This is a genomic window from Aquicoccus porphyridii (genome assembly GCF_008369105.1).
Lineage (GTDB): Bacteria > Pseudomonadota > Alphaproteobacteria > Rhodobacterales > Rhodobacteraceae > Aquicoccus > Aquicoccus porphyridii.
The window spans coordinates 1-21,444 of record NZ_VINQ01000012.1 but is presented as its reverse complement, the minus strand read 5'-3'; the positions used below and the strand labels follow the sequence as shown (position 1 = coordinate 21,444).

Annotated in this window: 20 protein-coding genes, 1 tRNA gene and 1 pseudogene; 16 read left to right on the top strand and 6 right to left on the bottom strand. The window is 64.6% G+C overall.

Features of this window, described 5'->3' with window-relative positions; all coding sequences use genetic code 11:
* Positions 1–50: 50 nt before the first annotated feature.
* Both FLO80_RS14650 and FLO80_RS14645 read right to left on the bottom strand, forming a co-directional pair.
* Positions 51–263 carry a YgaP family membrane protein gene (locus tag FLO80_RS14650; protein WP_111362434.1) on the bottom strand — a complete coding sequence of 71 codons (213 nt, stop codon included), beginning with the start codon at positions 261–263 and terminating at the stop codon, positions 51–53.
* A 158-nt stretch (positions 264–421) separates the two neighbouring features.
* The gene (locus FLO80_RS14645) at positions 422–2,050 is read right to left on the bottom strand and encodes an AMP-binding protein (protein ID WP_111362433.1); all 1,629 of its coding nucleotides are present in this window, start codon (positions 2,048–2,050) and stop codon (positions 422–424) included.
* A 103-nt stretch (positions 2,051–2,153) separates the two neighbouring features.
* On the opposite strand from FLO80_RS14645, the gene FLO80_RS14640 reads away from it, so the two are divergent.
* From FLO80_RS14640 to FLO80_RS14625, 4 genes are all read left to right on the top strand, one after another.
* Positions 2,154–3,059, top strand: a complete 906-nt coding sequence (locus FLO80_RS14640; RefSeq protein ID WP_111362432.1) for a DMT family transporter — start codon at positions 2,154–2,156, stop codon at positions 3,057–3,059.
* A 74-nt stretch (positions 3,060–3,133) separates the two neighbouring features.
* Positions 3,134–4,060, top strand: coding sequence for a threonine-phosphate decarboxylase (locus FLO80_RS14635; RefSeq protein WP_111362431.1), 927 nt, complete (start codon positions 3,134–3,136; stop codon positions 4,058–4,060).
* On the top strand, positions 4,057–4,953 hold the full coding sequence (gene cbiB, locus FLO80_RS14630) for an adenosylcobinamide-phosphate synthase CbiB (protein ID WP_111362430.1): 897 nt from the start codon (positions 4,057–4,059) through the stop codon (positions 4,951–4,953). Before FLO80_RS14635 ends, cbiB begins: the two co-directional genes overlap by 4 nt.
* A gap of 61 nt (positions 4,954–5,014) precedes the next feature.
* Positions 5,015–6,184 carry a lytic murein transglycosylase gene (locus FLO80_RS14625; protein ID WP_111362429.1) on the top strand — a complete coding sequence of 390 codons (1,170 nt, stop codon included), beginning with the start codon at positions 5,015–5,017 and terminating at the stop codon, positions 6,182–6,184.
* Between the two features lie 41 nt (positions 6,185–6,225).
* On the opposite strand, the gene FLO80_RS14620 is transcribed toward FLO80_RS14625, so the two are convergent.
* Genes FLO80_RS14620 through FLO80_RS14610 form a run of 3 tightly spaced genes read right to left on the bottom strand, consistent with a single transcriptional unit; the run spans position 6,226 to position 9,031 of the window.
* Positions 6,226–7,581 (bottom strand): aminotransferase class III-fold pyridoxal phosphate-dependent enzyme, encoded by a 1,356-nt coding sequence (locus tag FLO80_RS14620; RefSeq protein ID WP_111362428.1) that lies wholly within the window; start codon positions 7,579–7,581, stop codon positions 6,226–6,228.
* A gap of 11 nt (positions 7,582–7,592) precedes the next feature.
* Complete coding sequence (locus FLO80_RS14615; RefSeq protein WP_111362427.1) at positions 7,593–8,255, bottom strand: HAD-IA family hydrolase; 663 nt, start codon at positions 8,253–8,255, stop codon at positions 7,593–7,595.
* Positions 8,252–9,031 carry an IclR family transcriptional regulator gene (locus FLO80_RS14610; protein WP_111362426.1) on the bottom strand — a complete coding sequence of 260 codons (780 nt, stop codon included), beginning with the start codon at positions 9,029–9,031 and terminating at the stop codon, positions 8,252–8,254. Before FLO80_RS14610 ends, FLO80_RS14615 begins: the two co-directional genes overlap by 4 nt.
* A 167-nt stretch (positions 9,032–9,198) precedes the next feature.
* On the opposite strand from FLO80_RS14610, the gene FLO80_RS14605 reads away from it, so the two are divergent.
* From FLO80_RS14605 to FLO80_RS14560, 9 genes are all read left to right on the top strand, one after another.
* Complete coding sequence (locus tag FLO80_RS14605) at positions 9,199–10,140, top strand: tripartite tricarboxylate transporter substrate-binding protein (RefSeq protein WP_111362425.1); 942 nt, start codon at positions 9,199–9,201, stop codon at positions 10,138–10,140.
* A 64-nt stretch (positions 10,141–10,204) separates the two neighbouring features.
* Positions 10,205–10,732 carry a tripartite tricarboxylate transporter TctB family protein gene (locus tag FLO80_RS14600; protein ID WP_111362424.1) on the top strand — a complete coding sequence of 176 codons (528 nt, stop codon included), beginning with the start codon at positions 10,205–10,207 and terminating at the stop codon, positions 10,730–10,732.
* A gap of 7 nt (positions 10,733–10,739) precedes the next feature.
* Positions 10,740–12,368, top strand: coding sequence for a tripartite tricarboxylate transporter permease (locus tag FLO80_RS14595; RefSeq protein ID WP_111362423.1), 1,629 nt, complete (start codon positions 10,740–10,742; stop codon positions 12,366–12,368).
* Positions 12,341–13,708, top strand: a complete 1,368-nt coding sequence (locus tag FLO80_RS14590; protein WP_111363134.1) for an aldehyde dehydrogenase family protein — start codon at positions 12,341–12,343, stop codon at positions 13,706–13,708. Before FLO80_RS14595 ends, FLO80_RS14590 begins: the two co-directional genes overlap by 28 nt.
* 44 nt (positions 13,709–13,752) lie before the next feature.
* The gene (locus FLO80_RS14585; protein ID WP_246156697.1) at positions 13,753–14,967 is read left to right on the top strand and encodes an aminotransferase class III-fold pyridoxal phosphate-dependent enzyme; all 1,215 of its coding nucleotides are present in this window, start codon (positions 13,753–13,755) and stop codon (positions 14,965–14,967) included.
* The gene (locus FLO80_RS14580; RefSeq protein ID WP_111362421.1) at positions 14,960–15,904 is read left to right on the top strand and encodes a phosphotransferase enzyme family protein; all 945 of its coding nucleotides are present in this window, start codon (positions 14,960–14,962) and stop codon (positions 15,902–15,904) included. Before FLO80_RS14585 ends, FLO80_RS14580 begins: the two co-directional genes overlap by 8 nt.
* Before the next feature lie 3 nt (positions 15,905–15,907).
* The gene (locus FLO80_RS14575) at positions 15,908–17,143 is read left to right on the top strand and encodes a Tm-1-like ATP-binding domain-containing protein (protein ID WP_111362420.1); all 1,236 of its coding nucleotides are present in this window, start codon (positions 15,908–15,910) and stop codon (positions 17,141–17,143) included.
* Between the two features lie 36 nt (positions 17,144–17,179).
* A complete protein-coding gene (gene recO, locus FLO80_RS14570; RefSeq protein ID WP_111362419.1) occupies positions 17,180–17,914 on the top strand; it encodes a DNA repair protein RecO in 735 nt (244 codons plus the stop codon).
* Between the two features lie 303 nt (positions 17,915–18,217).
* Positions 18,218–18,292: transfer RNA gene (locus FLO80_RS14560), tRNA-Asn, on the top strand.
* Between the two features lie 239 nt (positions 18,293–18,531).
* Here the strand turns inward: FLO80_RS14560 and FLO80_RS14555 are convergent.
* Positions 18,532–18,822, bottom strand: coding sequence for a hypothetical protein (locus FLO80_RS14555; RefSeq protein WP_111362418.1), 291 nt, complete (start codon positions 18,820–18,822; stop codon positions 18,532–18,534).
* Between the two features lie 86 nt (positions 18,823–18,908).
* Here FLO80_RS14555 and FLO80_RS14550 point away from each other — a divergent pair, with 86 nt between their 5' ends.
* The 3 genes and pseudogenes from FLO80_RS14550 to FLO80_RS14540 all read left to right on the top strand — a co-directional run bounded on the left by FLO80_RS14550 (position 18,909) and on the right by FLO80_RS14540 (position 21,296).
* Positions 18,909–19,139, top strand: a complete 231-nt coding sequence (locus tag FLO80_RS14550) for a helix-turn-helix domain-containing protein (RefSeq protein WP_111362417.1) — start codon at positions 18,909–18,911, stop codon at positions 19,137–19,139.
* A gap of 246 nt (positions 19,140–19,385) precedes the next feature.
* Positions 19,386–20,405 (top strand): annotated as a pseudogene (locus FLO80_RS14545) (IS110 family RNA-guided transposase).
* 69 nt (positions 20,406–20,474) lie between these two features.
* Entirely contained in the window at positions 20,475–21,296 is an 822-nt protein-coding gene (locus tag FLO80_RS14540; protein ID WP_111362416.1) for a DUF6880 family protein, read from the top strand.
* The last annotated feature ends 148 nt before the right edge of the window (positions 21,297–21,444 follow it).

The window sequence follows — 21,444 nt, the reverse complement described above, 5'->3', positions numbered from 1 at the left end:
GGCAGGACCGGGGGGGCAATTGCCATGCCCTCATGTCGTGTGCGTCGGGATCAGGCGCAGCCTGCGCCGGTGCCCTGAACCTTGAAGCCCAGCTTGCGGAAGATGGTCGCGGCGGGGCAGAGGCCGGTAAAGGCGGATTGGAAGAGGTTGGCGCCGACGAAGACGGTGAGCCAGACAAAGGCGGGATGGACGAAATAGGTGAGCACGAGCGAGAGCAGCACCATGAAGCCGGCGAATGCCATGACGGCCTGGGAAACGGTCATTGTTGCGATCCTTTCTAGGAGATTCCATTCATTACATTCGAGATATGGAATATTTTTATGGATCGCAAGGGTCAGGTGGTCGCAGGCTGGGCGGGCGCTTCGCACCCACCCCGGGCCGGTCGCTGTCCTTTCGTAGGGCCAGGTCGTGGCACCACGCCCTAACTGCCCGTAAGCGCCTTGCGCAGTTCGAATTTCTGGATCTTGCCGGTCGAGGTCTTGGGCAATTCGGCAAAGATCACCTGTTTGGGGGTCTTGAACCCGGCCAGTTTGCCGCGGGCAAAGGCGATGACTTCGTCCTCGGTTGTCGTGGCGCCGTCTTTCAATTCGACAAAGGCGCAGGGCACTTCGCCCCATTTCTCGTCCGGCCGGGCCACCACGGCGCAGAGCGAGATGGCGGGGTGCATCATCAGCACGCCCTCGACCTCGACGGAACTCACGTTCTCGCCCCCGGAAATGATGATGTCCTTGGAGCGGTCGAGGATCTTCATGTAGCTGTCGGGGTGCTGGATGGCGAGATCGCCGGAGTGGAAATAGCCGCCGCGAAACGCCTCGGCGGTGGCTTGCGGGTTCTTGTAATAGCCCTTCATCACGGCGTTGCCGCGAAACATGATCTCGCCCTGCGTGGTCGAGTCCATCGGCACCTGTGACATGGTGTCGGGGTCCATGACGGTGCTTTCCTCGATCATCGGCATCATGACGCCGGTGCGGGCCTTGATCTCGTAGCGTTCCTCGTCGGGGAGGTCGTCCCATTCGGCCTTCCAGGTGCATTCGGTGGCCGGGCCGTAGGTTTCGGTGAGGCCATAGACCTGTGTCACGTTGAAGCCCAAGGGTTCGATCGCACGCAGTGTGGCGGCGGGGGGCGGGGCGCCTGCGGTGAAGACCTCGACCACGTGATCGAAGGCGCGGCGTTCGGCGTCGCGGGCGTTGACGATGGCGTTGAGCACGATGGGCGCGCCGCCGAAATGGGTCACGCCCTCGTCGGCGATGGCGTCATAGATGCTTTTCGCGGTGATGTCGCGGCAGCAGACCACGGTGCCGCCGAGGAGCGGCATCATCCACGTGTGGCACCAGCCATTGCAGTGAAACAGCGGCACGATGGTGAGGTATTTCGGGTGCAGCACCATGCGCCAGCTGACCACCTGGGCATAGGTGCTGAGGCAGGCACCGCGATGGTGATAGACCACGCCCTTGGGTCGGCCGGTGGTGCCGGAGGTGTAGTTGAGCGCGATGCTCTCCCATTCGTCCTCGGGCATGATCCAGTCGAAACCGGGGTCGCCCTGTGCCAGCAGATCCTCGTATTCGAGGTGCGCGCCGGTGGCGGGATAACCGGCTTGCGGATCGGGAACTTCGACCAGCTTGGGGGCGGGGGCGTCCATTTCGGCGATGGCTTGGGTGACCAGGGCCAGGTGGGCGGTGTCGACGAGCACGACCTTGGCCCCGCCATGGGCGAGGATATAGGCGATGGTGCCGGGATCGAGGCGGGTGTTGATCGCGTTGAGGATCGCGCCGCAGGCGGGCACGCCGAAATGCGCCTCGGCCTGGGCGGGCAGGTTGGGGATGACGCTGGCCACCACGTCGCCGGGGGCAACGCCCAGCCCCGCGAGGGCCGAGGCGAGGCGGGTGCAGCGCGCGTAGTATTCGGCATAGGTCTTGCGGTGGGTGCCATAGACCACGGCGGGGTGATCGGCAAAGATGTCGCGCGCGCGCCGCAGGTGCGACAGTGGCGTCAGCGGCACATGGTTCGCGGCGGTTTTTTCAAGCCCGGTTTCGTCGCTGAGCCAGCCCATGTCGATCCTCCCCCTGATTCCCGTTCCCGAACGATGTCGGTTTCGGGACAGATTATTGCGCGAAACCCGGGTTTGGAAGACCGGAAAAGTCGTGAGGGGCAGAATGGTTCAGGTGGAAACGAGGCCGCTGGCCGCGGCGGTCTGGATGTTGGCCGCGATGATGATGATCGGGGTGGTCGACAATTTTGTTGCGGTGATCGCGGGGTCGATCGGGCTTTGGCAATTCTACGTGATCCGCATGGTGATCGCGCTGCCGCTCATCTGGTTGATGTCACGGGTCGGAATGGGGCCGATGCGGTGGCAGCGAGCCGGGCGGGTGCTGTTGCGCAGCCTGTTCGTGGCGCTGGCGATGCTGTTTTATTTCGCGTCGCTGGCGGTGATGCCGATCGCGCAGGCGTTGGCGGGGCTGTTCACGTCGCCGATCTTTGTTCTGATCATCACGGTTGTGGGCTTTGGCAACCGGATCGGGCCGTGGCGCATCGTGGCCGTGGCCTGTGGCTTTGCCGGGGCGCTGTTGGTGTTGCAGCCGGACCCGGAGAATTTCAGCTGGGTGACATTGATGCCGGTGCTGGGCGGGTTCTTTTACGCGCTGGGCGCGCTGGCGACGCGCGAATGGTGCGCGGGCGAAAGCACGGTCGGGATGCTGGCCGGGGTGATGGGCATGCAGGGGGTGATGGGGCTGATCATGCTGGGGCTTCTTTGGCTGTTCGGCATTGGCGAGGCGGGCGGCGCGCTGGCCTTTCTCACCCGGGGCTGGGTGTGGGCGTTCGGCGAGATCCACGTCTGGCTGCTCGTTCAGGCGGTGGGATCGGTGGCGGGCGTGTTCGGGATCATCAAGGCCTATCAATTGACCGAGCCGTCCTATGTGGCGGTATTCGAGTATTCGGTGATGATCTTCGGCCCGTTATTCGCATGGGTCTGGTTCGGGCAGGGGATCGGGCCGTGGCAGGTCTGGGGTATCGCGTTGATTAGCCTTGCGGGGGCGATCATCGCGTTGCGTTCGTCCTGAACGGGCTTGCCGGGACTTGCCGGAGCGGGGCGAATCCGGTTGAAGGGGATGGCAACGGCAGGACGGGAGCGAAGATGCAACAAGCGCGCGATCATGGCGGCGGAATCGACGCGGCGCTGGCCCGGTGGGGCGGCGCGCGCGGCGAATGGATCGACCTTTCGACGGGCATCAACCCGGAGCCTTACCCGGTGGGAGAGATATCGCGCGGGGCGTGGACGGCGCTTCCCGATGCGGGCGCGCAGGCGCGGTTGATCGCGGCGGCGCGGGCGTTCTGGGATGTGCCGGAGGGGCTGGAGATCGTCGCGGCACCCGGGGCGTCGGCGATCATCGCGGCGCTGCCGGGGCTGTGGCCGGTGGGGCGGGTCGATGTGCCGGGCCCGACCTATAACGAACACGAGGCGGCGTTTCGCTCCTGCGGCTGGGAGATCGGGGCCGGGGGCGAGGCGCGGGTGATCGTGCATCCCAACAATCCCGACGGGCGGCTCTGGTCGGCGGAGGAGCTGAGCATGCCGCGCATGGTGATCGACGAGAGCTTTTGCGACGTGACGCCGGGGCGCTCGCTGGTGGGCGAGGCCGGGGCGGGGCGGGTTGTTCTGAAGAGTTTCGGCAAGTTCTGGGGGCTTGCTGGTTTGCGGCTGGGGTTCGCGATCGGGGCGCCCGACGAGATGGCGCGGCTGCGCGCGCGGTTGGGGCCTTGGGCGGTGTCCGGCCCGGCGCTGGAGATCGGCGCGCGGGCGCTGGAGGATCGCGCATGGGCCGAGGCGACGCGCAAGCGGCTGGCGGCGGATGCCGCGCGGCTTGACGGGTTGACGGCGGCGCATGGGACGCTGGTGGGGGGCACCGACCTCTTTCGCCTTTACGAGGTGGCGGATGCGGCGGCATTTCAGGATCGGCTGGGGCGGGCGCATATCCTGAGCCGGATCTTTCCCTATTCGGATCGCTGGGTGCGGTTGGGCCTGCCGGAGCGGGAGGGTTGGGCGCGGCTGGAGGCGGCGTTGTGAGCCTTGTTCTGGGGCTGATCCTCGATGCGATGTTCGGCGAGCCGCGCGCGATCTGGGATCGGGTGCCGCATCCTGCCGTCCTGATGGGGCGGGCGGTGGCGTGGTGCGATGCGCGGTTCAACGCGGGTGATGCGCGAAAGGCGCGGGGCGTGGCGGTGATGGCTGGGCTGGGGCTGGCTGCGGTGCTTTTGGGCATGGTGTTGCAGGCGCTGGGCGGGCTGGTCGAGGCGCTGGTGATCGCGATTCTGGTGGCGCAGCGTTCGTTGGTGGATCACGTGCGGGCGGTGGCCGATGGGTTGCGCATGTCGCTGGGCGAGGGGCGGCGCGCGGTGGGCATGATCGTGGGGCGCGATACCGCCGCGATGGACGAAGGTGCGGTGGCACGGGCGGCAATCGAGAGCGCGGCGGAGAATTTCAGCGACGGGGTGCTGGCGCCGGTCTTCTGGTATCTGGTGGCGGGGCTGCCGGGGCTGCTGCTTTACAAGATGACCAACACCGCCGACAGCATGATCGGGCATCGCACCGCGCGGCACGCGGCGTTCGGCTGGGCGGCGGCGCGGTTTGACGATGTGTTGAACATCGTTCCCGCGCGGTTGGCGGCTCTGTTGATCGCGGGGCTTTACGGGCAATGGGGCGCGTGGCGCGGGATCGTGGAGGATGCGCGGCGGCACCGTTCGCCCAACGCGGGCTGGCCCGAGGCGGCGATGGCGCGGGCGCTTGATGTGGCGCTTTCGGGGCCGCGCTCCTATGGCGGCGAGATGCGGGCGTTCCCTTGGGTCAACGGTGGCGGTCGGCGTGATCCGGGGGCGCGCGAGATCGAGGCGGGTTGCGCGGTGCTGTGGCGGGTCTGGGCCGTGGTTCTGGGGGGTGCCGTGCTGGTATGGGTTTCGTGACTGTCCGCCGATGCGATAGATGTTAAGGTCTTGTCAGGGTTTTCATGCCAAGAGGTTGAACATGCGTCTTTTCTCGGTGCTTTTCATCGCGCTTCTCGCGTCCGGGCCGGTCGCGGCGCAGGCCCCGTGTGGCGGGGCGTTTTCGGGGTTTGTCGATGACCTTGGCCGCGAGGCGGTGGACAGGGGGCATGATCCGGCGACGGTGGCGCGGTTCTTTTCGTCGGTGCGCCAAGACCCCAAGGTTCTGGCGGCGGATCGGCGGCAGGGTGTGTTCCAGATGGATTTCACGTCCTTTGCCCGGCGGCTCATCTCGGCCAACCGGCTCAACACGGGGCGGGCCAAGGCGCGGGAATTGTCGGATCTCTTCGATCGGATCGAGGCGGAATATGGCGTGTCGCGCGGGGTGCTTTTGGCGTTCTGGGCGTTCGAGACGGATTTCGGCGGGTTCCAGGGCGATTTCAACACGCTCGACGCGCTGGTGACGCTGGCGCATGATTGTCGGCGGCCGCACCTGTTCCGGCCGCAGATCTTCGCGGCGCTCGAGCTTTACGCGCGCGGCGATTTCGACCCGGCGCGCACCACCGGGGCCTGGGCGGGCGAGATCGGGCAGGTGCAGATGCTGCCGCGCGATATCCTTGAAAACGGCGTCGATGGCGACGGGGACGGGCATGTGCGGCTCAAGACGTCGGCGGCGGATGCGCTGATGTCGGGGGGCAAGATGCTGCAATCGCTGGGCTGGCGCGCGGGCGAGCCGTGGTTGCAGGAGGTGGTGGTGCCCGGCGGGATGGATTGGGCGAAGACGGGGCTTGAGACGCAATTGCCCGCTGCCGAATGGGAGGCGATGGGCGTGCGGGCGCGCGAGGGGCGGCTGGCCGATTTTCCCGCATCGGTGATCCTGCCGCAGGGACGGGGCGGGCCGGCCTTTCTGGCCTATCCGAACTTCCGGGTGTTTTTCGAGTGGAACCAAAGTTTTACCTATGTGCTGACCGCCGCCTATTTCGCCACGCGGCTGGAGGGTGCGCCGGTGTTCGATCCGGGCAATCCGGCGCCGGGGCTTTCGGGGGACGAGATGAAGGCGCTCCAGCGCAAGCTTGATGCGCGGGGGTTCGATGTGGGCAAGATCGACGGCATCCTGGGCGCAGGCACCCGCGCGTCGGTGCGCGCGGTGCAGGCCGAGATGGGGATGCCGGTGGACGGCTGGCCCACGCGGGAGTTGCTGGGGCGGTTGTAGGGGGGCGCCCGAACAGTGCGCCCGCCCTTCGTGCCAAACCCTCAGGCGAGTGCCGCGAACCCCGCATCGAGCGCCGAGAGGATGGTCTGGACGTCCTCGGAGGTGAGCACCAGGGGCGGCGAGAGGATGATGTTGGGGCCCGAGACGCGCACCATGGCACCCGCGCGATAGGTTTCCTCTTGCACCGCGCCGATGGCCTTCTTGTCGATCGGGGCCTTGGTGTTGCGGTCGGACACCAGTTCCATCGCGCACATCAACCCGTGACCACCGCGCACATCGCCGATGACCTCGTATTTACCCTGAAGCGCCAGCAATCCGTCATGCAGTTCGCGGCCCCGCGCGGCGGCGTTTTCGTTGACCTTGAGGCGCTTGGTCTCGGCGAGGCAGGCGAGGGCGGCCGCGGCGCCGACCGGGTGGCCGGAATAGGTGTAGCCATGGCCGATGGCGGCGCGGCCGGTCTCGTCCTTTTCGAAGGTTTCGGCGACGTGTTCGGCGATCATTACCGCGCCGAAGGGGAAATAGCCGTTGGTGATGGCCTTGGCGGTGCAAGCGAAATCAGGCTGCACGCCCCAGTGGCGCGACCCGGTCCAGCTTCCGGTGCGACCGAAGGCGGTGATGACCTCATCCGCGATCAGCAGGATGCCGTGGCGCGAACAGATTTCGCGCACGCCGGGCATGAAGGATGCGTGCGGCGGGATGACGCCGCCCGCGCCGAGTACCGGTTCCATGATCAGGGCGGCGATGGTGCCTGCGCCCTGAAAGGCGATCTCGTCTTCGAGCGCGGCGAGGCAGAGCTGGGCCAGCTTCTCGGGGTCGGTCTCATCGAAGGGATTGCGATAGGTGTAGGGCGCGGGGATGTGGAAACAGCCGGGCAGGAGCGGTTCGTAAGCGGTGCGGAAATTGGCGTTGCCATTGACCGAGGCGCCGCCGAAATGGGTGCCGTGATAGCCCTTTTTCAGGCTGAGATACTTGGTGCGCCCACCCTCGCCACGAATCTTGTGGTATTGGCGGGCAAGGCGCAGGGCGGTTTCGACCGAGTCACTGCCGCCCGAGGTATAGAAGGCGCGGGTGAGGCCGTCAGGGGCGAAGAAATCGCGCAGCTCTTCGGCCAGTTCGATCACCGCGTCATTGGTGGTGCCGCGAAAGATCGAGTAATAGGGCAGGCGGTCGAGCTGGCCCGAGATCGCGTCCTTGACCGGCTGGCAGGAGAACCCGAGATTGACGTTCCAGAGCCCGCCCACGCCATCGACAACGGTGTGACCGTCGACATCGGTGATGGTGACGCCCGCCGCATCGGTCACGATGGTCGGCGGGTTGGCGAGGCTGTCGGCGGGATGCGCCATCGGGTGCCAGAGGGAACGCGCGTTCTTTTCCTTGAGGAAATTGCCGTCTTTCATGTCTTATCCTTTCATTGCAGGCCGAGAAGGCGGAGCGCCTCGGCATAGCTGGGGCCCGGGCGGGCGACGTCGAAATGGACCGTTTGCAGCCCGATCTCGCGTGCGCCCGCGATGTTGCGTTTCTGGTCATCGACAAACACGCAGTTCGCGGCGGGCAGGGCGAGCGCGTCGAGCACGGCGCTGTAGGCGCGCGGGTCGGGTTTGAGGATGCCGGTATGGGTGGCGTCGACGATGATTTCGAAATCCGCGAGAAAGGGCAGCTTCTCGCGGAAATCGGCACCGTAGAAGAGGTCAAGCTCGTTGGAGAGAATGGCGAGACGGATGCCCGCCGCCTTGCAGATGGCGAGCGTTTCGCGAAATTCGGGGCGGATCACCGCGTCGGGATCGGCGCCACGGGCGGCGCGGACGAATTGTTGCATCTCGCTCCAGTGTTCGCCGACGAGGGCGCCGACTTCGCGGGTGCGTTCCGTCCAGTAGTCGCGTTCCGAGATGCGCCCGGCCTGCATCGCCTGCCAGAGCCCGTCGCTTTCGGGATGGAACGGGCCGAACCATGTGAGCGTGCCGGGGCCGAGGCCGAGGGCGCGTTCGGTCAGATCATGGGTTTCAAAGAGCGTGCGCGAGATCACCCCGCCGAAATCGAGGATCAGGGCACGGTCGGTGGGGGTGTCGGTCATGCTGCCTCCTCGCGTTGGAAACCGTCGGGCAGAAAGCCGCCCATCAGGCGGGTGAGCCGCAGCCCGTGATGGCGCAGGGCGCGGCGGATCAGGGTCCGATGCTCGGGTGTCATGCGGGCCGAGGGGGCGGCGACGGCGATGGCGCCGATCACCCGGGTTTCGGAGTCAAAAAGGGGCATGGCGTGGGAATGAACGTCATCCTCGAACCCGCCGATGCATTGCGACATGCCGGTTTCGCGCACATGGGCCAGCGTGGCGCGGATCTTGGCCGGGTCGGTGACGGTGAGCGAGGTGCGCCTTTCCAGCGGGGGGGCGAGCATCGCGTCGGTGAAATCGGGCGGTGAAAAGGCCAGCACCGCAAGGCCCGAGGCCGTGTTGTGAAAGGTCAGGCGCGCGGCGTCTTCCATCGTGACGCGGGTGCCATGGAGCGGCGCATAGGCATAGGTGAGCGTGACGAGCGTGTCGCCCTGTTTGAGCGAGACATGGGTTGTCTCATGCGTTGCGGCACTGAGATCGGCCAGCACCGTCTGGGCCAGATCGCGCATCGGGACGGCGGCCTCGCGCAGGGCGGCGAGGCGCAGGAAGGCGGGACCGAGGCGGTATTCGCGCGCCGATCCGGTTTGTTCGACGAATCCCTGCGTCTGCAATTCGGTGAGCAGCCGGTGCACCGTCGCCTTGTTCAGCCCGGACAGGCGGGCCAGTTCGCTCAGCCCGATGGTGCTGCGCGAGCGATTGAAAAGGTCCAGCAGGGACAAGGCTTTGGCGACGGTTCCCATCGGTGTCGGCGTGTCTTTCGCAGTTGTTTTCGGTTGCCTGGAGGCAGCGATTTCTGTTCACTTGTTAAAAGTGTTGACAGACTCGGGCGCGGTCTGTCAATCTATTTTAGAACCAACGGTTTGAATAATGAACCGATATAAAGTTCGAAACACAGGGAGATATTCTGATGATGACACGCAACATTCTGGGCGGGACGCTTGCGCTTGCCATGGCCGCAATGGGCGGGGCCGCGCTGGCGGATTATCCCGAAAAACCGGTGAGCTTTGTCGTGCCGTGGCCGCCGGGCGACCTTGAAGACGTGCTCACGCGGATGATCGCCGAGGATTTCCAGGCTGAATATGGCGTGGCCGCGGCCGTGGTGAACAAGCCCGGCGGCGGTGGCGGGCCATTTCCCGGTGCGATCGAGGTCGCGAATGCGCCTGCCGATGGTTACACGATCGGGTCTTTCGTGATCGGGGTGCCGGTGGTTGGTCACCAGATCGGGATCGACGACCTGACGCCCGCGCAATTCGACCCGCTGGGGATTTTCCTGACCTATCCGTTCGTGATCGCCACGTCGGCCGATGCGCCCTATTCAACGATGGAGGAACTGGCCGCGCATGCGAGCGAGAACGACGTGGCGCTGGGCCATTTCGGCGATGTTCTGACGCCGACGCAGGTGACCAAGGCGCTGGCCGCGAACATGGATTTCGAATGGGGCAGCGACGCGGCGTTTGATGCGCTCGATTGCAACACGCTGGCGAGCGGAGATGCGGATGTGATCAACACCACGCTGCAACTCATCCTGCCGTGCCTTGACGATATCAAGGTGCTGGTGTCGATCACCGATGAGCGCATCCCGCTGGTGCCCGATGCGCCGACGGCGGGCGAGGTCGATGAAACGCTCGACATCGCGCTGTGGAACGGGCTTTTCGTGCACAAGGACACGCCGCAGGACGTGCGCGAGAAGATCATCGCCGTCGCCCAGAAAACCGCGATGAGCGACCGGGCGCAGGCCGTGGCCAAGGAGACCGGTGCACTGGTCTATTGGCAGGGGCCGGAAGAGAGCGCGGCGCGGGTCGCGCAGGATATCGAGACGGTCGGACGGATCGAAAGCATCCTTGAATGATCGAACGTGGCCGGGCGGGTGATCCGCCCGGCCGTCGCGTAAGCGCGAGCCGGGAGGCGGCGGAATGACCGAGGAAGAACGCCGGTTCAAGGGACCGGTCCGGGGGCAGAGTCTGTTTGCGATCATCTTCGTGGTCGCGTCGCTTCTGCTGCTCAGCCAGCTTGGCAACGAGACGCGGTGGGCCAAGGGCACGCAGCTTTTCGCGCAGCCGCGGTTCTGGCCGGCGGTGGCGGTGGGCGGCATGGTTCTGTTCGGGCTGCTGCATTTGTGGGCCTTGCCGCGCAAGAGGTTGCGTCATGCCGACCTCGTGGAATGGCGGATCTGGTTTTTCGCGCTTGAATGGGTGTTGTGGTTCCTGGCTTACGTGATGGTCGTGCCGGTGCTGGGATACCTGCCGAGCACGTTGATCTTCGTGCCGCTGCTGGCCTGGCGGGTGGGGTATCGCGGCCCGCGGATGCTGTGGATTTCGGCGGGGTTCGCCGTGGCCGTGGTGATCGTGTTCAAGACCTTCCTGCAGGTGCGCATTCCCGGCGGGGCGGTCTATGAATATCTGCCGGGCGCGCTGCGCTCGTTCCTGATCCTGAATTTCTGAGGCGGGCATGGAGCTTTTGGTATCAGCCGCGGAGATCCTGGCGCGCTGGGACGTGGTCCTGGCGCTCCTGGTCGGATCGGTGGGCGGTGTCCTGATCGGGGCGATCCCGGGGGTGGGGCCGGCGGTGGCGATTGCCATCCTGTTGCCCGCGACCTTCAGCATGGAGCCGATTGTCGGGCTGACCGTGCTTCTGGGTATCTATGGGAGTTCGATGTATGGCGGCGCGATTCCCGCCATCCTGATCAACACGCCCGGCACGGCGGTCAATGCGCTGACCACCTATGACGGGTTCCCGATGACCGCGCGGGGCGAGGCGCGGCGGGCGCTGAGCCTTGCCTATTCGGCGTCGTTCTTTGGCGGTGTGTTCTCGGTGGTCTGCCTGATCCTGTTCGCGCCGGTGCTGGCCCGGATCGCGCCGATGTTCGGCAGCCGCGAGATTTTCCTTGCCGCGCTTCTGGGTCTCATCCTCGTGGTGATCGCGCATCGCGGGCAGACGTTGATCGCCGCGGCGCTGGCGTTTTTCGGGGTATTCCTCAACACCGTGGGGCTTGAGCCGGTCAAGTATTCGAAGCGCTATACCTTCGATCAAAGCTGGCTTTCGTCGGGGGTGGACCTGATCGTGGTGGTGCTGGGGCTGTTCGCGCTTTCCCAAGCGTTTTACCTGCTACAGGGCGACGATGAAAAGGTGCGCCTTACCCCGCTGCGCGGGGGGCTGTTCCAGGGCCTGCGCGAGCTTTCGCGCCATCCGCGCGTGGCCGGTGTGGCGGGCAGTTTCGGGGTGGTGATGGGGATGATCCCCGGCGTGGGCGAGTTCACCGCGCAATTCATGAGCTATACCTATGCGCAACGCAGCAGCAAACGCCCCGAGGATTTCGGCCACGGGTCGAGCGAGGGGCTCATTGCGGCGGAGACGTCGAACAACGCGGTGCCTGCCGCCGCCATGGTGCCGCTTCTGGCGCTGGGCATTCCGGGCGAGGCGCTGACCGCGATGATGCTGTCGGTGTTTTACGTGCATAACGTGGTGCCGGGGCCGCAGCTTTTCCAGAATGACATGCCCTTCGTGGTGGCGCTTTACCTTGCGCTTCTGGTGCTCAACGTGCTGGTGCTGATCTTCCTGCTGTCGGCCACCGGGCATCTGGTCAAGGTGGTGAAGATCCCCAACCGGTTCCTTGGGGTTGCGATCCTGACACTGTCGTTCGTGGGCGTCTACAGCTTGCGCAACTCGTTCACCGATTGCCTGATCGCGGCCTGTTTCGGGGTGTTCGGTTTCGTGCTCAAGCGGCTTTCGTTGCCTGCCGTGCCGATCATTCTTGGCATGGTTCTGGGCGGGATCATGGAGGTCAAGCTGCGCGCGGGCATGGCGCGGGTGAAGACGCCGCTTGATTTCATCGACCGGCCCATCGCGATGATCCTGTTTTTGATGATCCTCGGCGTTCTGGCGCTGCACATTCGCTATGTGCTGTCTGAGCGCCGCAAACTGAAGGAGGCCAAATGGTCAGCCAGGAAAAGATCGACGCGCTTCGGAATGCAGATGTTCCGCCGCAGAGATTACTTGTCGACGGAGCGTGGCAAGAAGGTTCGGGAGAAACGCTCGAAGTATGTTCCCCGATCGACGGGGCCGCGTTCACCACGCTAGAGCGGGCGAACGCGCAGGATGTGGACCGGGCCGTCGCGGCGGCGCGGCGGGCGTTCGATGACGGGCGCTGGTCGCGCGCCGCACCGGCCGAGCGCAAGCGGGTGCTGCACCGCATTGCCGACATCATCGAGGAACGCGCGCTGGAATTGACCGTGCTGGGCGTGCGCGACAACGGCACCGAGTTCAACATGGCGTTGAAGGCCGAGGCCGGATCGGCGGCGGGCACGTTCCGCTACTACGCCGAGGCGGTGGACAAGATCTATGGCGAGGTGGCACCGACCGCCGAGGACGTGCTGGGTCTCGTGCATCGCGAGCCGGTGGGCGTCGTGGGTGCGATCGTGCCATGGAACTTCCCGCTGATGATCGGGGCGTGGAAACTCGCGCCCGCGCTGGCCACGGGCAATTCGGTGGTGTTGAAACCGGCCGAGACGGCCTCGCTCTCGCTGTTGAAACTCGCCGAATACTGCATGGAGGCGGGCCTGCCCGATGGTGTTCTGAACGTGGTGACGGGGCAGGGCAGCGTTGCCGGTGAGGCGCTGGCGCTGTCGATGGATGTGGATGTGCTGGTGTTCACCGGATCGGGGGCGACGGGGCGACGCTTGCTCGAATATTCCGCGCGTTCGAACCTCAAGCGGGTTTACCTCGAACTGGGCGGGAAGAGCCCCAATGTCGTCTTTGCCGATGCGCCGGACCTTGAAAAGGCGGCGGCGGTTTCGGCGATGGGGATTTTCCGCAATTCCGGGCAGGTCTGCGTGGCCGGGTCGCGCCTACTGGTGGAACGCTCGATCCATGACGACTTCGTCGCGGCGCTGTCGCGCCATGCCGGGGCGCTCAGGGTGGGTGATCCGCTCGACCTTGGCAGCCAGGTGGGGGCGATCAATTCGCTCGACCAGTTGGAGGGGAACCTCGGCTTCGTGGCCGATGCGACGGCGCAGGGGGCCGAGATCGCCCTTGGCGGTGGGCGCATTCTTGAAAGCACGGGGGGCTATTACATGGAGCCGACGGTTCTGACCGGGGTGGCGCCCGACAACCGGGTGTTCCGAGAGGAAGTGTTTGGCCCGGTGCTGGCCGTCACCGCGTTCGACGGCGATGAGGAGGCAATCGCGCTGGCCAATGCGACCGATTACGGGCTGGCGGCCGGGGTCTGGACCGGGAACCTCGGCCGGGCGCATCGCATGGTGCGGGGCATTCGCGCGGGCATCGTGCATGTGAACACCTATGGCGGGTCCGACAACACCGTGCCCTTGGGCGGCGTCAAGCAATCGGGCAATGGCCATGACAAGTCGCTTCATGCGATAGACAAGTATCTGGACCTCAAGACAGCATGGATACAGTTGTGAGCGAAACTCTTCTTGACCGCCGCGAGCGCCTTTTGGGCCCGCGCATGACCACATTCTATGACGAGCCCGTGCACCTTGTGCGGGGGCTGGGCACCAAGCTTTGGGATGTGGAGGGGCGCGAATATCTCGATTGCTATAACAACGTGCCGCATGTGGGCCATTGCCACCCCAAGGTGGTCGAGGCGATCTGTCGGCAGGCCGGGATGCTCAACACCCATACGCGATACCTGCATGAGGGGATCGTGGATTATGCCGAGGACCTGACCGGCACGTTCGCCGATCCGCTGAAGTCGATGATGGTGACCTGCACCGGGTCGGAGGCCAACGATATCGCGCTGCGCATGGCGCGGGCGGTGACGGGAAATGCGGGGGTGATCGCGACCGATCACACCTATCACGGCAACACCGACGCGGTGAGCCAGTTGAGTTGCACCAACCCGCCGCCGAACCGCTGGGACAGCGTGGAGTTCGTGCCGGCGCCCGACAGTTACCGGCCGGTATCGGCGCAGGACTGGGCCGGGCATGTCGAGGCGGCGATCCGGCGGCTGGAGGAAAAGGGGCATGGGCTGGCCGCGTTGATCATCTGCCCGTTCTTTGCCAACGAGGGCTTTCCCGATCTGCCCGAGGGGTGGCTGACCCCCGCGATCGAAGCGGTGCGAAAGGCGGGCGGGGTGATCATCGCCGACGAGGTGCAGCCCGGTTTCGGGCGGCTCGGCACGCATTTCTGGGGCCACGAGAAAGCCGGGTTCCTGCCCGACATCGTGACCATGGGCAAGCCGATGGGCAATGGCCACCCGGTCGCCGGGGTGGTGACAAGCCGCAAGGTGATGGAAGCGTTTCGCGACACGTTCCGGTACTTCAACACTTTCGGCGGCAACCCGGTGAGCATGGCGGCGGCGCAGGCCACGCTGGACGTGATCCGCGAGGAAGGGTTGCAGGAGAATGCGCGTGTCGTGGGGGATTACGCGCGCGAGGGGCTGCGCGAGCTGGCCGCGCGGCATGACTGTATCGGGGATGTGCGCGGATCGGGGCTGTTCTTCGGGGCCGAACTGGTGCTGGATCGGGAAGCCAAGACCCCGGCGACCGCGTTCACGAAAAACGTGGCCAATGCGCTGCGTCACAAGGGGGTTTTGATGAATTTCCTTGGCGTGCATTACAACGTGCTGAAGATGCGCCCGCCGATGGTGTTCTCGCGCGACGATGCCGACCGGATGCTGAAGGCGGTGGACGAGGCGTTGGGCGAGGTGCCGCTTGCTTGAGATTGCACAAGAGGCGGCCCGGCATTGGGGGCTGGAGGGTGCGGAGATCGCGCTGGCGGCGCGGCGCGAGAACGTGGTTTACCGCGTGTCCGCGCCCGCGGGCGATTATGCGCTGCGGCTGCACCGGCCCGGCTATCGCAGCGATGCGGAGCTTGACGCGGAACTGCAATGGATGGCGGTGCTGGCGGGCGGGGGCCTTGATGTGCCCGAGCCGCTGGCCACGCGCGACGGGCGGTTCATGGTCGAGGTGGCGGGGCACCAGGTCGATGTTCTGAGCTGGGTGCCGGGGGCGGCGCTGGGCCGCGCGGGCGAATTGCAGGGCGTCGAGGACCGGCCCGGATTCTGTCACGCGCTGGGCGTGGCGATGGCGCGGTTGCACGACATTTCGGACGCTTGGGCGCGGCCCGAGGGGTTCACCCGGCCCGCGTGGGATCGGCCCGGCCTTCTGGGCGAGGCGCCGCTCTGGGGGCGGTTTTGGGAGCATCCGCATCTCGATGCGTCGGAACGTGCGCTGCTGGGCCGCGTGCGGGTGGCGGCGGATGACGTGCTGTCGCGTGTCGAGCGTGATGCCGATTACGGGCTGATCCATGCCGACCTTCTGAGCGAGAACATGCTGTGGGATGGCGGGCGGATCTATCTCATCGACTTTGACGATGGGGGCTTCGGCTTTCGCGATTTCGAACTGGCGACCTTTCTTCTGCGCTTTGAGGATGTGCCGGATTACACCGATCTGCGCGCGGCGCTTTGCGACGGGTATGCCGCGCGGCGGCGGGTGAAGGCGGCCGATCTCGATCTTTTCCTGCTGTTGCGCGCGCTGACCTATCCCGGCTGGATCGCCGAGCGGCTGGACGAGCCGGGGGCGGCGGAGCGGTCGGAACGCGCGGTTGCGACGGCATTGCGCAGCGCGTGGCGCTGGCTCGACAGGATGGGAGGATGACGCATGGCCGATGACAAGACGATCCTGGTGGTGGGCACCTATGACACCAAGGATGACGAGTTGAATTACCTGAGCGATTGCATTCGCGGACAGGGTGGCAAGGTGCGCAGCATGGATGTGAGCGTGCTGGGCGACCCGAGTGTGCCGACGGATCATTCCAAGCATGAGGTGGCCGAGGCGGGCGGATCGAGCATCCAGGCGGCGATCGATTCGGGCGATGAGAACCACGCGATGCAGATCATGGCCGAAGGGGCGGCGGCGCTGGCGCTGCGGCTTTACCGCGAGGGGAAGATCGACGGGGTGATCGTGCTGGGCGGAACGATGGGGACCGATCTGGCGCTCGACCTTTGCGCGGCGTTGCCGCTGGGTGTGCCGAAATACGTGGTCTCGACCGTGTCGTTTTCCGCGATGCTGCCGCCCGAGCGGCTGGCGCCGGATATCCAGATGATCCTGTGGGCGGGCGGGCTTTATGGCTTGAACTCGGTCTGCAAATCCTCGCTTAGCCAGGCCGCCGGGGCGGTTCTGGGTGCCGCGCGCGCGGTCGAGGCGCCCCGGCGCGACAAGCCGCTGATCGGGATGACAAGCTTTGGCAAGACGGTGCTGCGCTACATGGTGCGCCTCAAGCCGGCGCTGGAGGAGCGCGGGTTCGAGGTGGCGGTGTTCCATGCCACCGGCATGGGCGGGCGGGCCTTCGAGGGGCTGGCCGCCGAGGGGGCCTTTGCCTGTGTCTTCGATTTCGCGCCGCAGGAGGTGGGCAACCATCTTTTCGGATCGGGGATTTCGGCGGGGCCGGACCGGATGAGCAATGCGGGTGCGCGCGGTATTCCGCAGCTTGTCGCGCCGGGGTGTTATGATCTCGTTGATTTCGTCGGCTGGCAGGCGGCGCCCGAGCGCCTCAAGGATCGCGAGACGCATGCGCATAACCGGCTTCTGACCTCGGCGGTGCTCGATCCCGACGAGCGGCGCGAGGTGGCGCGCGCGATCTGTGGAAAGCTGGCGGATGCCAAGGCGCCGGTGGCGTTCCTCTTGCCGCTTGAAGGGTGCAATGAATGGGACCGGGAAGGGGCCGATTTGCACGATGCCGAAGGGCTGGTGGCGTTCTGTGACGAGATCGGGACGGCCTGTCCGCAGAACGTCGCGCTGCACCGGCTGGAGGCGCATATCAACGACGCGGACTTCAGCGACGCGGCGCTGGCGATTTTCGATCAGTGGGTGGCCGAGGGCGTGGTGAAAAAGTGATGTTCGCCGTTCCGCCCCGGCGATAAGCTGCGGCGCATGGAATGGCGGGATCAGGGCATATTGCTGAACGTGCGGCGGCATGGCGAGACCAGCGCCATCATCGAGATGTTCACCGAGACCCATGGCCGTCACGCGGGCGTGGTGCGGGGCGGCACCAGCCGCAAGATCGCGCCCGTATTGCAGCCGGGTGCGCAGCTTGACGTGACATGGCGCGCGCGGCTTGAGGATCACATCGGCAGTTTCACGGTCGAGCCGGTGCGCTCGCGGGCGGCGGCGGTGATGGGCTCGCGCCTGTCGCTGGCGGGACTCAACGCGGTCGTGGGGTTGTTGCTGTTCTCGCTGCCCGAGCGCGAGGCGCATGGGGCGATGTATCGGCGCAGCGAACAGTTGCTTGACCTTCTGGGGCAGGATGACCTGTGGCCGCTGGCCTATCTGCACTGGGAACTGGCGCTGCTGGAGGAGATGGGGTTCGGCCTCGACCTGTCCGTCTGCGCGGTGACGGGCGCGCGTGAGGGGCTTGAATTCGTGTCGCCCCGGACCGGCCGGGCGGTATCGCGCGCGGGGGCAGGCGAGTGGGTGGATCGGCTCTTGCCTCTGCCGCAATGCCTGTTGGGGCAGGGCGATGTGCCGGATGCGGAGATCTTGCAGGGGTTTGACGTGACCGGATATTTCCTGCGCGAGAAACTGGCGGCCGAACTGTTGCACAAACCCCTGCCCGAAGCGCGCGAGCGTTTCGTCGACCGGTTCCGGCGTGGCGTGTCGGAGGCGTGAGCGGTGGGGTTCGGGCGTGTGTGCGTATGCCCGCCCATGGCTTGACGCCTGCGGAGCTGATCGCCTCGATATCGTTGGGATGCGGTCCACGCGTCAATCGGGATCACATTGCAGAGCATCGACGGTCCAATCGTGTTCGTGCGATCAACGGATTGCAGGCGGCGAGTGTCGCCAGCAACCGGCCAGAAACGCCCGGATCAACAGCTTTTCCGGATTTCGTGAACCCGATCGGCAAACGGCTTGATTTTTGTCGTCAAACCCTCTGGACGCGCGCGTCGGGCTTTGCTATCTGAACCGCCAAGTTCCGGCGTAGCTCAGCGGTAGAGCAGTTGACTGTTAATCAATTGGTCGTAGGTTCGATCCCTACCGCCGGAGCCAAAATTTTGTATAAAACAAGAGCTTAGGAAATGTCCGAATCGGTCTTTTGGGGCCGACCCCGCTCTTGTCACCGGATTTGTCACTAAATTCTGTATCTATAGACAAGACCGGGCGAATCCCGCCCGGTCCTCTCCAATATGTTTAAGGCGTCACTCGGATTCGGCGCGCATTGCTCTCAGGAATCTTCCGGCGTGTCTGCGGCTATGGTGCAGCTGACTCGCATGAATCCTGATATTTGCTCAGTGCTTGACGTCCTCGGCCTCACCGTCTTCGACATCAGGTTCGTCGAGCATCATCTCGGCCGTCTTGCCGCCGTGCCCCACCCATTCGAGAACGTGAGCCTGGTCAACCTCGAACAAACGGTCTTGCGTAGCAGTAATCAGAACAAACATACTTTCAGTTTCGGGCGAGTTGGGTAGCCTTGCAGCCTCCGCCATCTGCTCGACGGCGCGCAGCATTGCGCGCGCCTCGTCTAGCCTCTCGGAAGTTCTTTCGTGATTCCGGCGGACGTGGTCGGGAATGTTCGTCATTGTCTTCGTTTCCTTTTGTGGTACTACATTACCGGTGCAACATTGCACCAATAGCGCAAACTGCATCAAAAGTGCAAGGTGAAATTATGACGCCTGAACAATGCCGCGCCGCCCGTGCAATGCTGGCCATGTCCCAAGGCGATCTCGCCGGCGTCACGGGCGTTGCAAAGCGCACCATTGCGGGCTTTGAGATGGGACAGAGTTCCCCCTATTCACGCACCATCGCCGCACTCCGCGCTGCTCTCGAATCCGCCGGGGTCGAGTTTATCGCAGAGAATGGGGGCGGCGCAGGTGTCCGGATGCGCAAGGATACCTGACGCTGCAAAGTTGTAAACCGTGATGGGCCTTCGAGATGTGATTGACCTACAGGAGCCATTCAGCAAGTCATGCCACGCCGCAGGGCAGCTTTCGCATTCCTGCCCTTCGTGCATTCGGCAGCATTTTCGATGGCCGGATAACGGCAATCGGCCCATTCCTGATGGGGTGGATGGCTCCTGCTTCAACCGGCGTCGCAATGCGCCATAATGCAGGTGTCGATAGCTGCTTATGAGAGGAGCCACCCCATACAAGTTACCACAATCGGCCTCGATCTGGCCAAGAACGTTTTTCAAGTTCACGGAATTACTCGGGACGAAGAAGTCGCCTTCAACAAACCTTTGAGACGGGCACAGGTTCTGACGTTCTTCGGGAAGCTTGAGCTGTGTCTGATCGGTATGGAGTCTTGCAGCAGCGCACATCATTGGGCGCGTGAGCTGTCGGCAATGGGCCAAGAAGTTCGGCTCATTCCTCCGATGTACGTCAAGCCATATGTGAAGCGGGGCAAATCGGATGCCATCGATGCAGAGGCCATCTGCGAGGCAGTGACGCGTCCGACGATGCGGTTTGTGGCGATCAAGACGGTTGATCAACAAGCGCTGCTATCCATACACCGCGCTCGGGATCTTCTCGTTCGCCAGCGCACGCAGTTGATTAACGGATTGCAAGGCATACTCGCCGAGTTTGGCATCTACATCGCACGGGGCTTCGCTCGGGTCATCGGTTTTGCCGAGGACATTCTGGCTGGGAAGGTTTTGGACCTGCCTGATATCGCCAAATAAGTGATCCATAACCTTTGTGAACAACTCATTCCGCTGCACGCTCGGGTCCGATGGTACGAGGATCGTTTGAAGCAGGTTGCCAAAGAGGATGAGCGTGTGCGCCTGCTGCGCACGATACCCGGCGTCGGTGTTGTGACAGCCTCTGCCATCATCGCCAACATTGGCGACGGGCATCAGTTCAGCAACGGGCGCGAGTTTGCCGCGTGATTGGGTCTGACGCCTGCGAACAAATCCAGCGGCGGAAAGGAGAAGCTGGGGCGGATCACGAAGATGGGCGATCAGTACCTCAGACAACTTCTGGTCGTCGGCATGACGTCCCTGGTTCGACAAAAGCGGTCGCATCCCGAACGCGCCAGCAAGTGGCTGACGTCACTGCTTGAACGCAAACCTGCCCGTGTCGCTACCGTCGCCATGGCGAACAAGACCGCACGGATCGTCTGGGCTGTATTGACCCGAAACGAGCCTTACCTCCCACACGCAGCCTAGAGGAAAGCCGAAGAAGCGGCGCGCAAATCGGATGGCTGGTTCTACTCCATGACTTCGCAATGGGCTGCAATGTGTCAGATCCTCGCCTCGGCGCGGGGGGATCTCGATCTGCTCATCGCGCTGGAACTCAAGAAGAAGCCGCATATGCAGGATACGCTGGGGATCGCTGCACAACTTCTGGATATCGGTCGCAACGCCGAGGCGCTGGAGTGGGTGCGCAAGCCCGGGCGGCGTACCTTTGGCGAAGCTGATGATGGCCTGTCGCCAGAACGGGTCAGTCTGGAGGCGCGCATCTTGGACGCCACCGGCGACAGGTCGGCCACACAGGCCCTGCGATGGCGCTGTTTCGAGGCGCGTCTGTCCGCCGGCATCCTGTGGGAGTATATGAAACAGCTGCCGGACTTCGAGGATATAGAGGCCGAAGGCCGCGCTCATGCCTTTGCGTTGGAAAAGTCAGAAGCCGAAGTGGCACTGCAATTCTTCCTGGACTGGCCACGACTTGATTTGGCGGCAAAACTGATCACGATGCACCCCCACCGATGGGATGGAGGTGACTGGCACATCCTTCCTAAAGTTGCGGACCTTCTGGAATACGATCATCCGCTGGCGGCGACGATCCTCTACCGAGCCCTTCTGGACAACATCCTCGACCGCGCACGCTCCAAGGCCTATGGGCACGGCGCAAAATACCTCGGGAAACTCGACCTGCTGGCGGGCGAAGCGGACCAAATCCACCCACGCGGAATGGTCAACCACGCAACCTATCTTGCCAAGCTCAAAACAGCACATCTCCGCAAATCAGGATTCTGGGCACGTGAGGGAGACGGTGAACCGAAAGCACCTCAAGCAAGTGGGGTCCGTCGCCCTGTATGGATCGAAGATGACGGGTAACGGCCCACTGCAGTCACTCGCCAAGCCTTTGTGACGCTGCGGCGCGGCCCGTCGAAGCTGCCGTTGGTGCATCCTGCAGCATTTCCGGAACATGAACGACGGCAGTGCGGGAACAAAGCGGACGCTCAGCGCACGTGCTGGAGTGGAC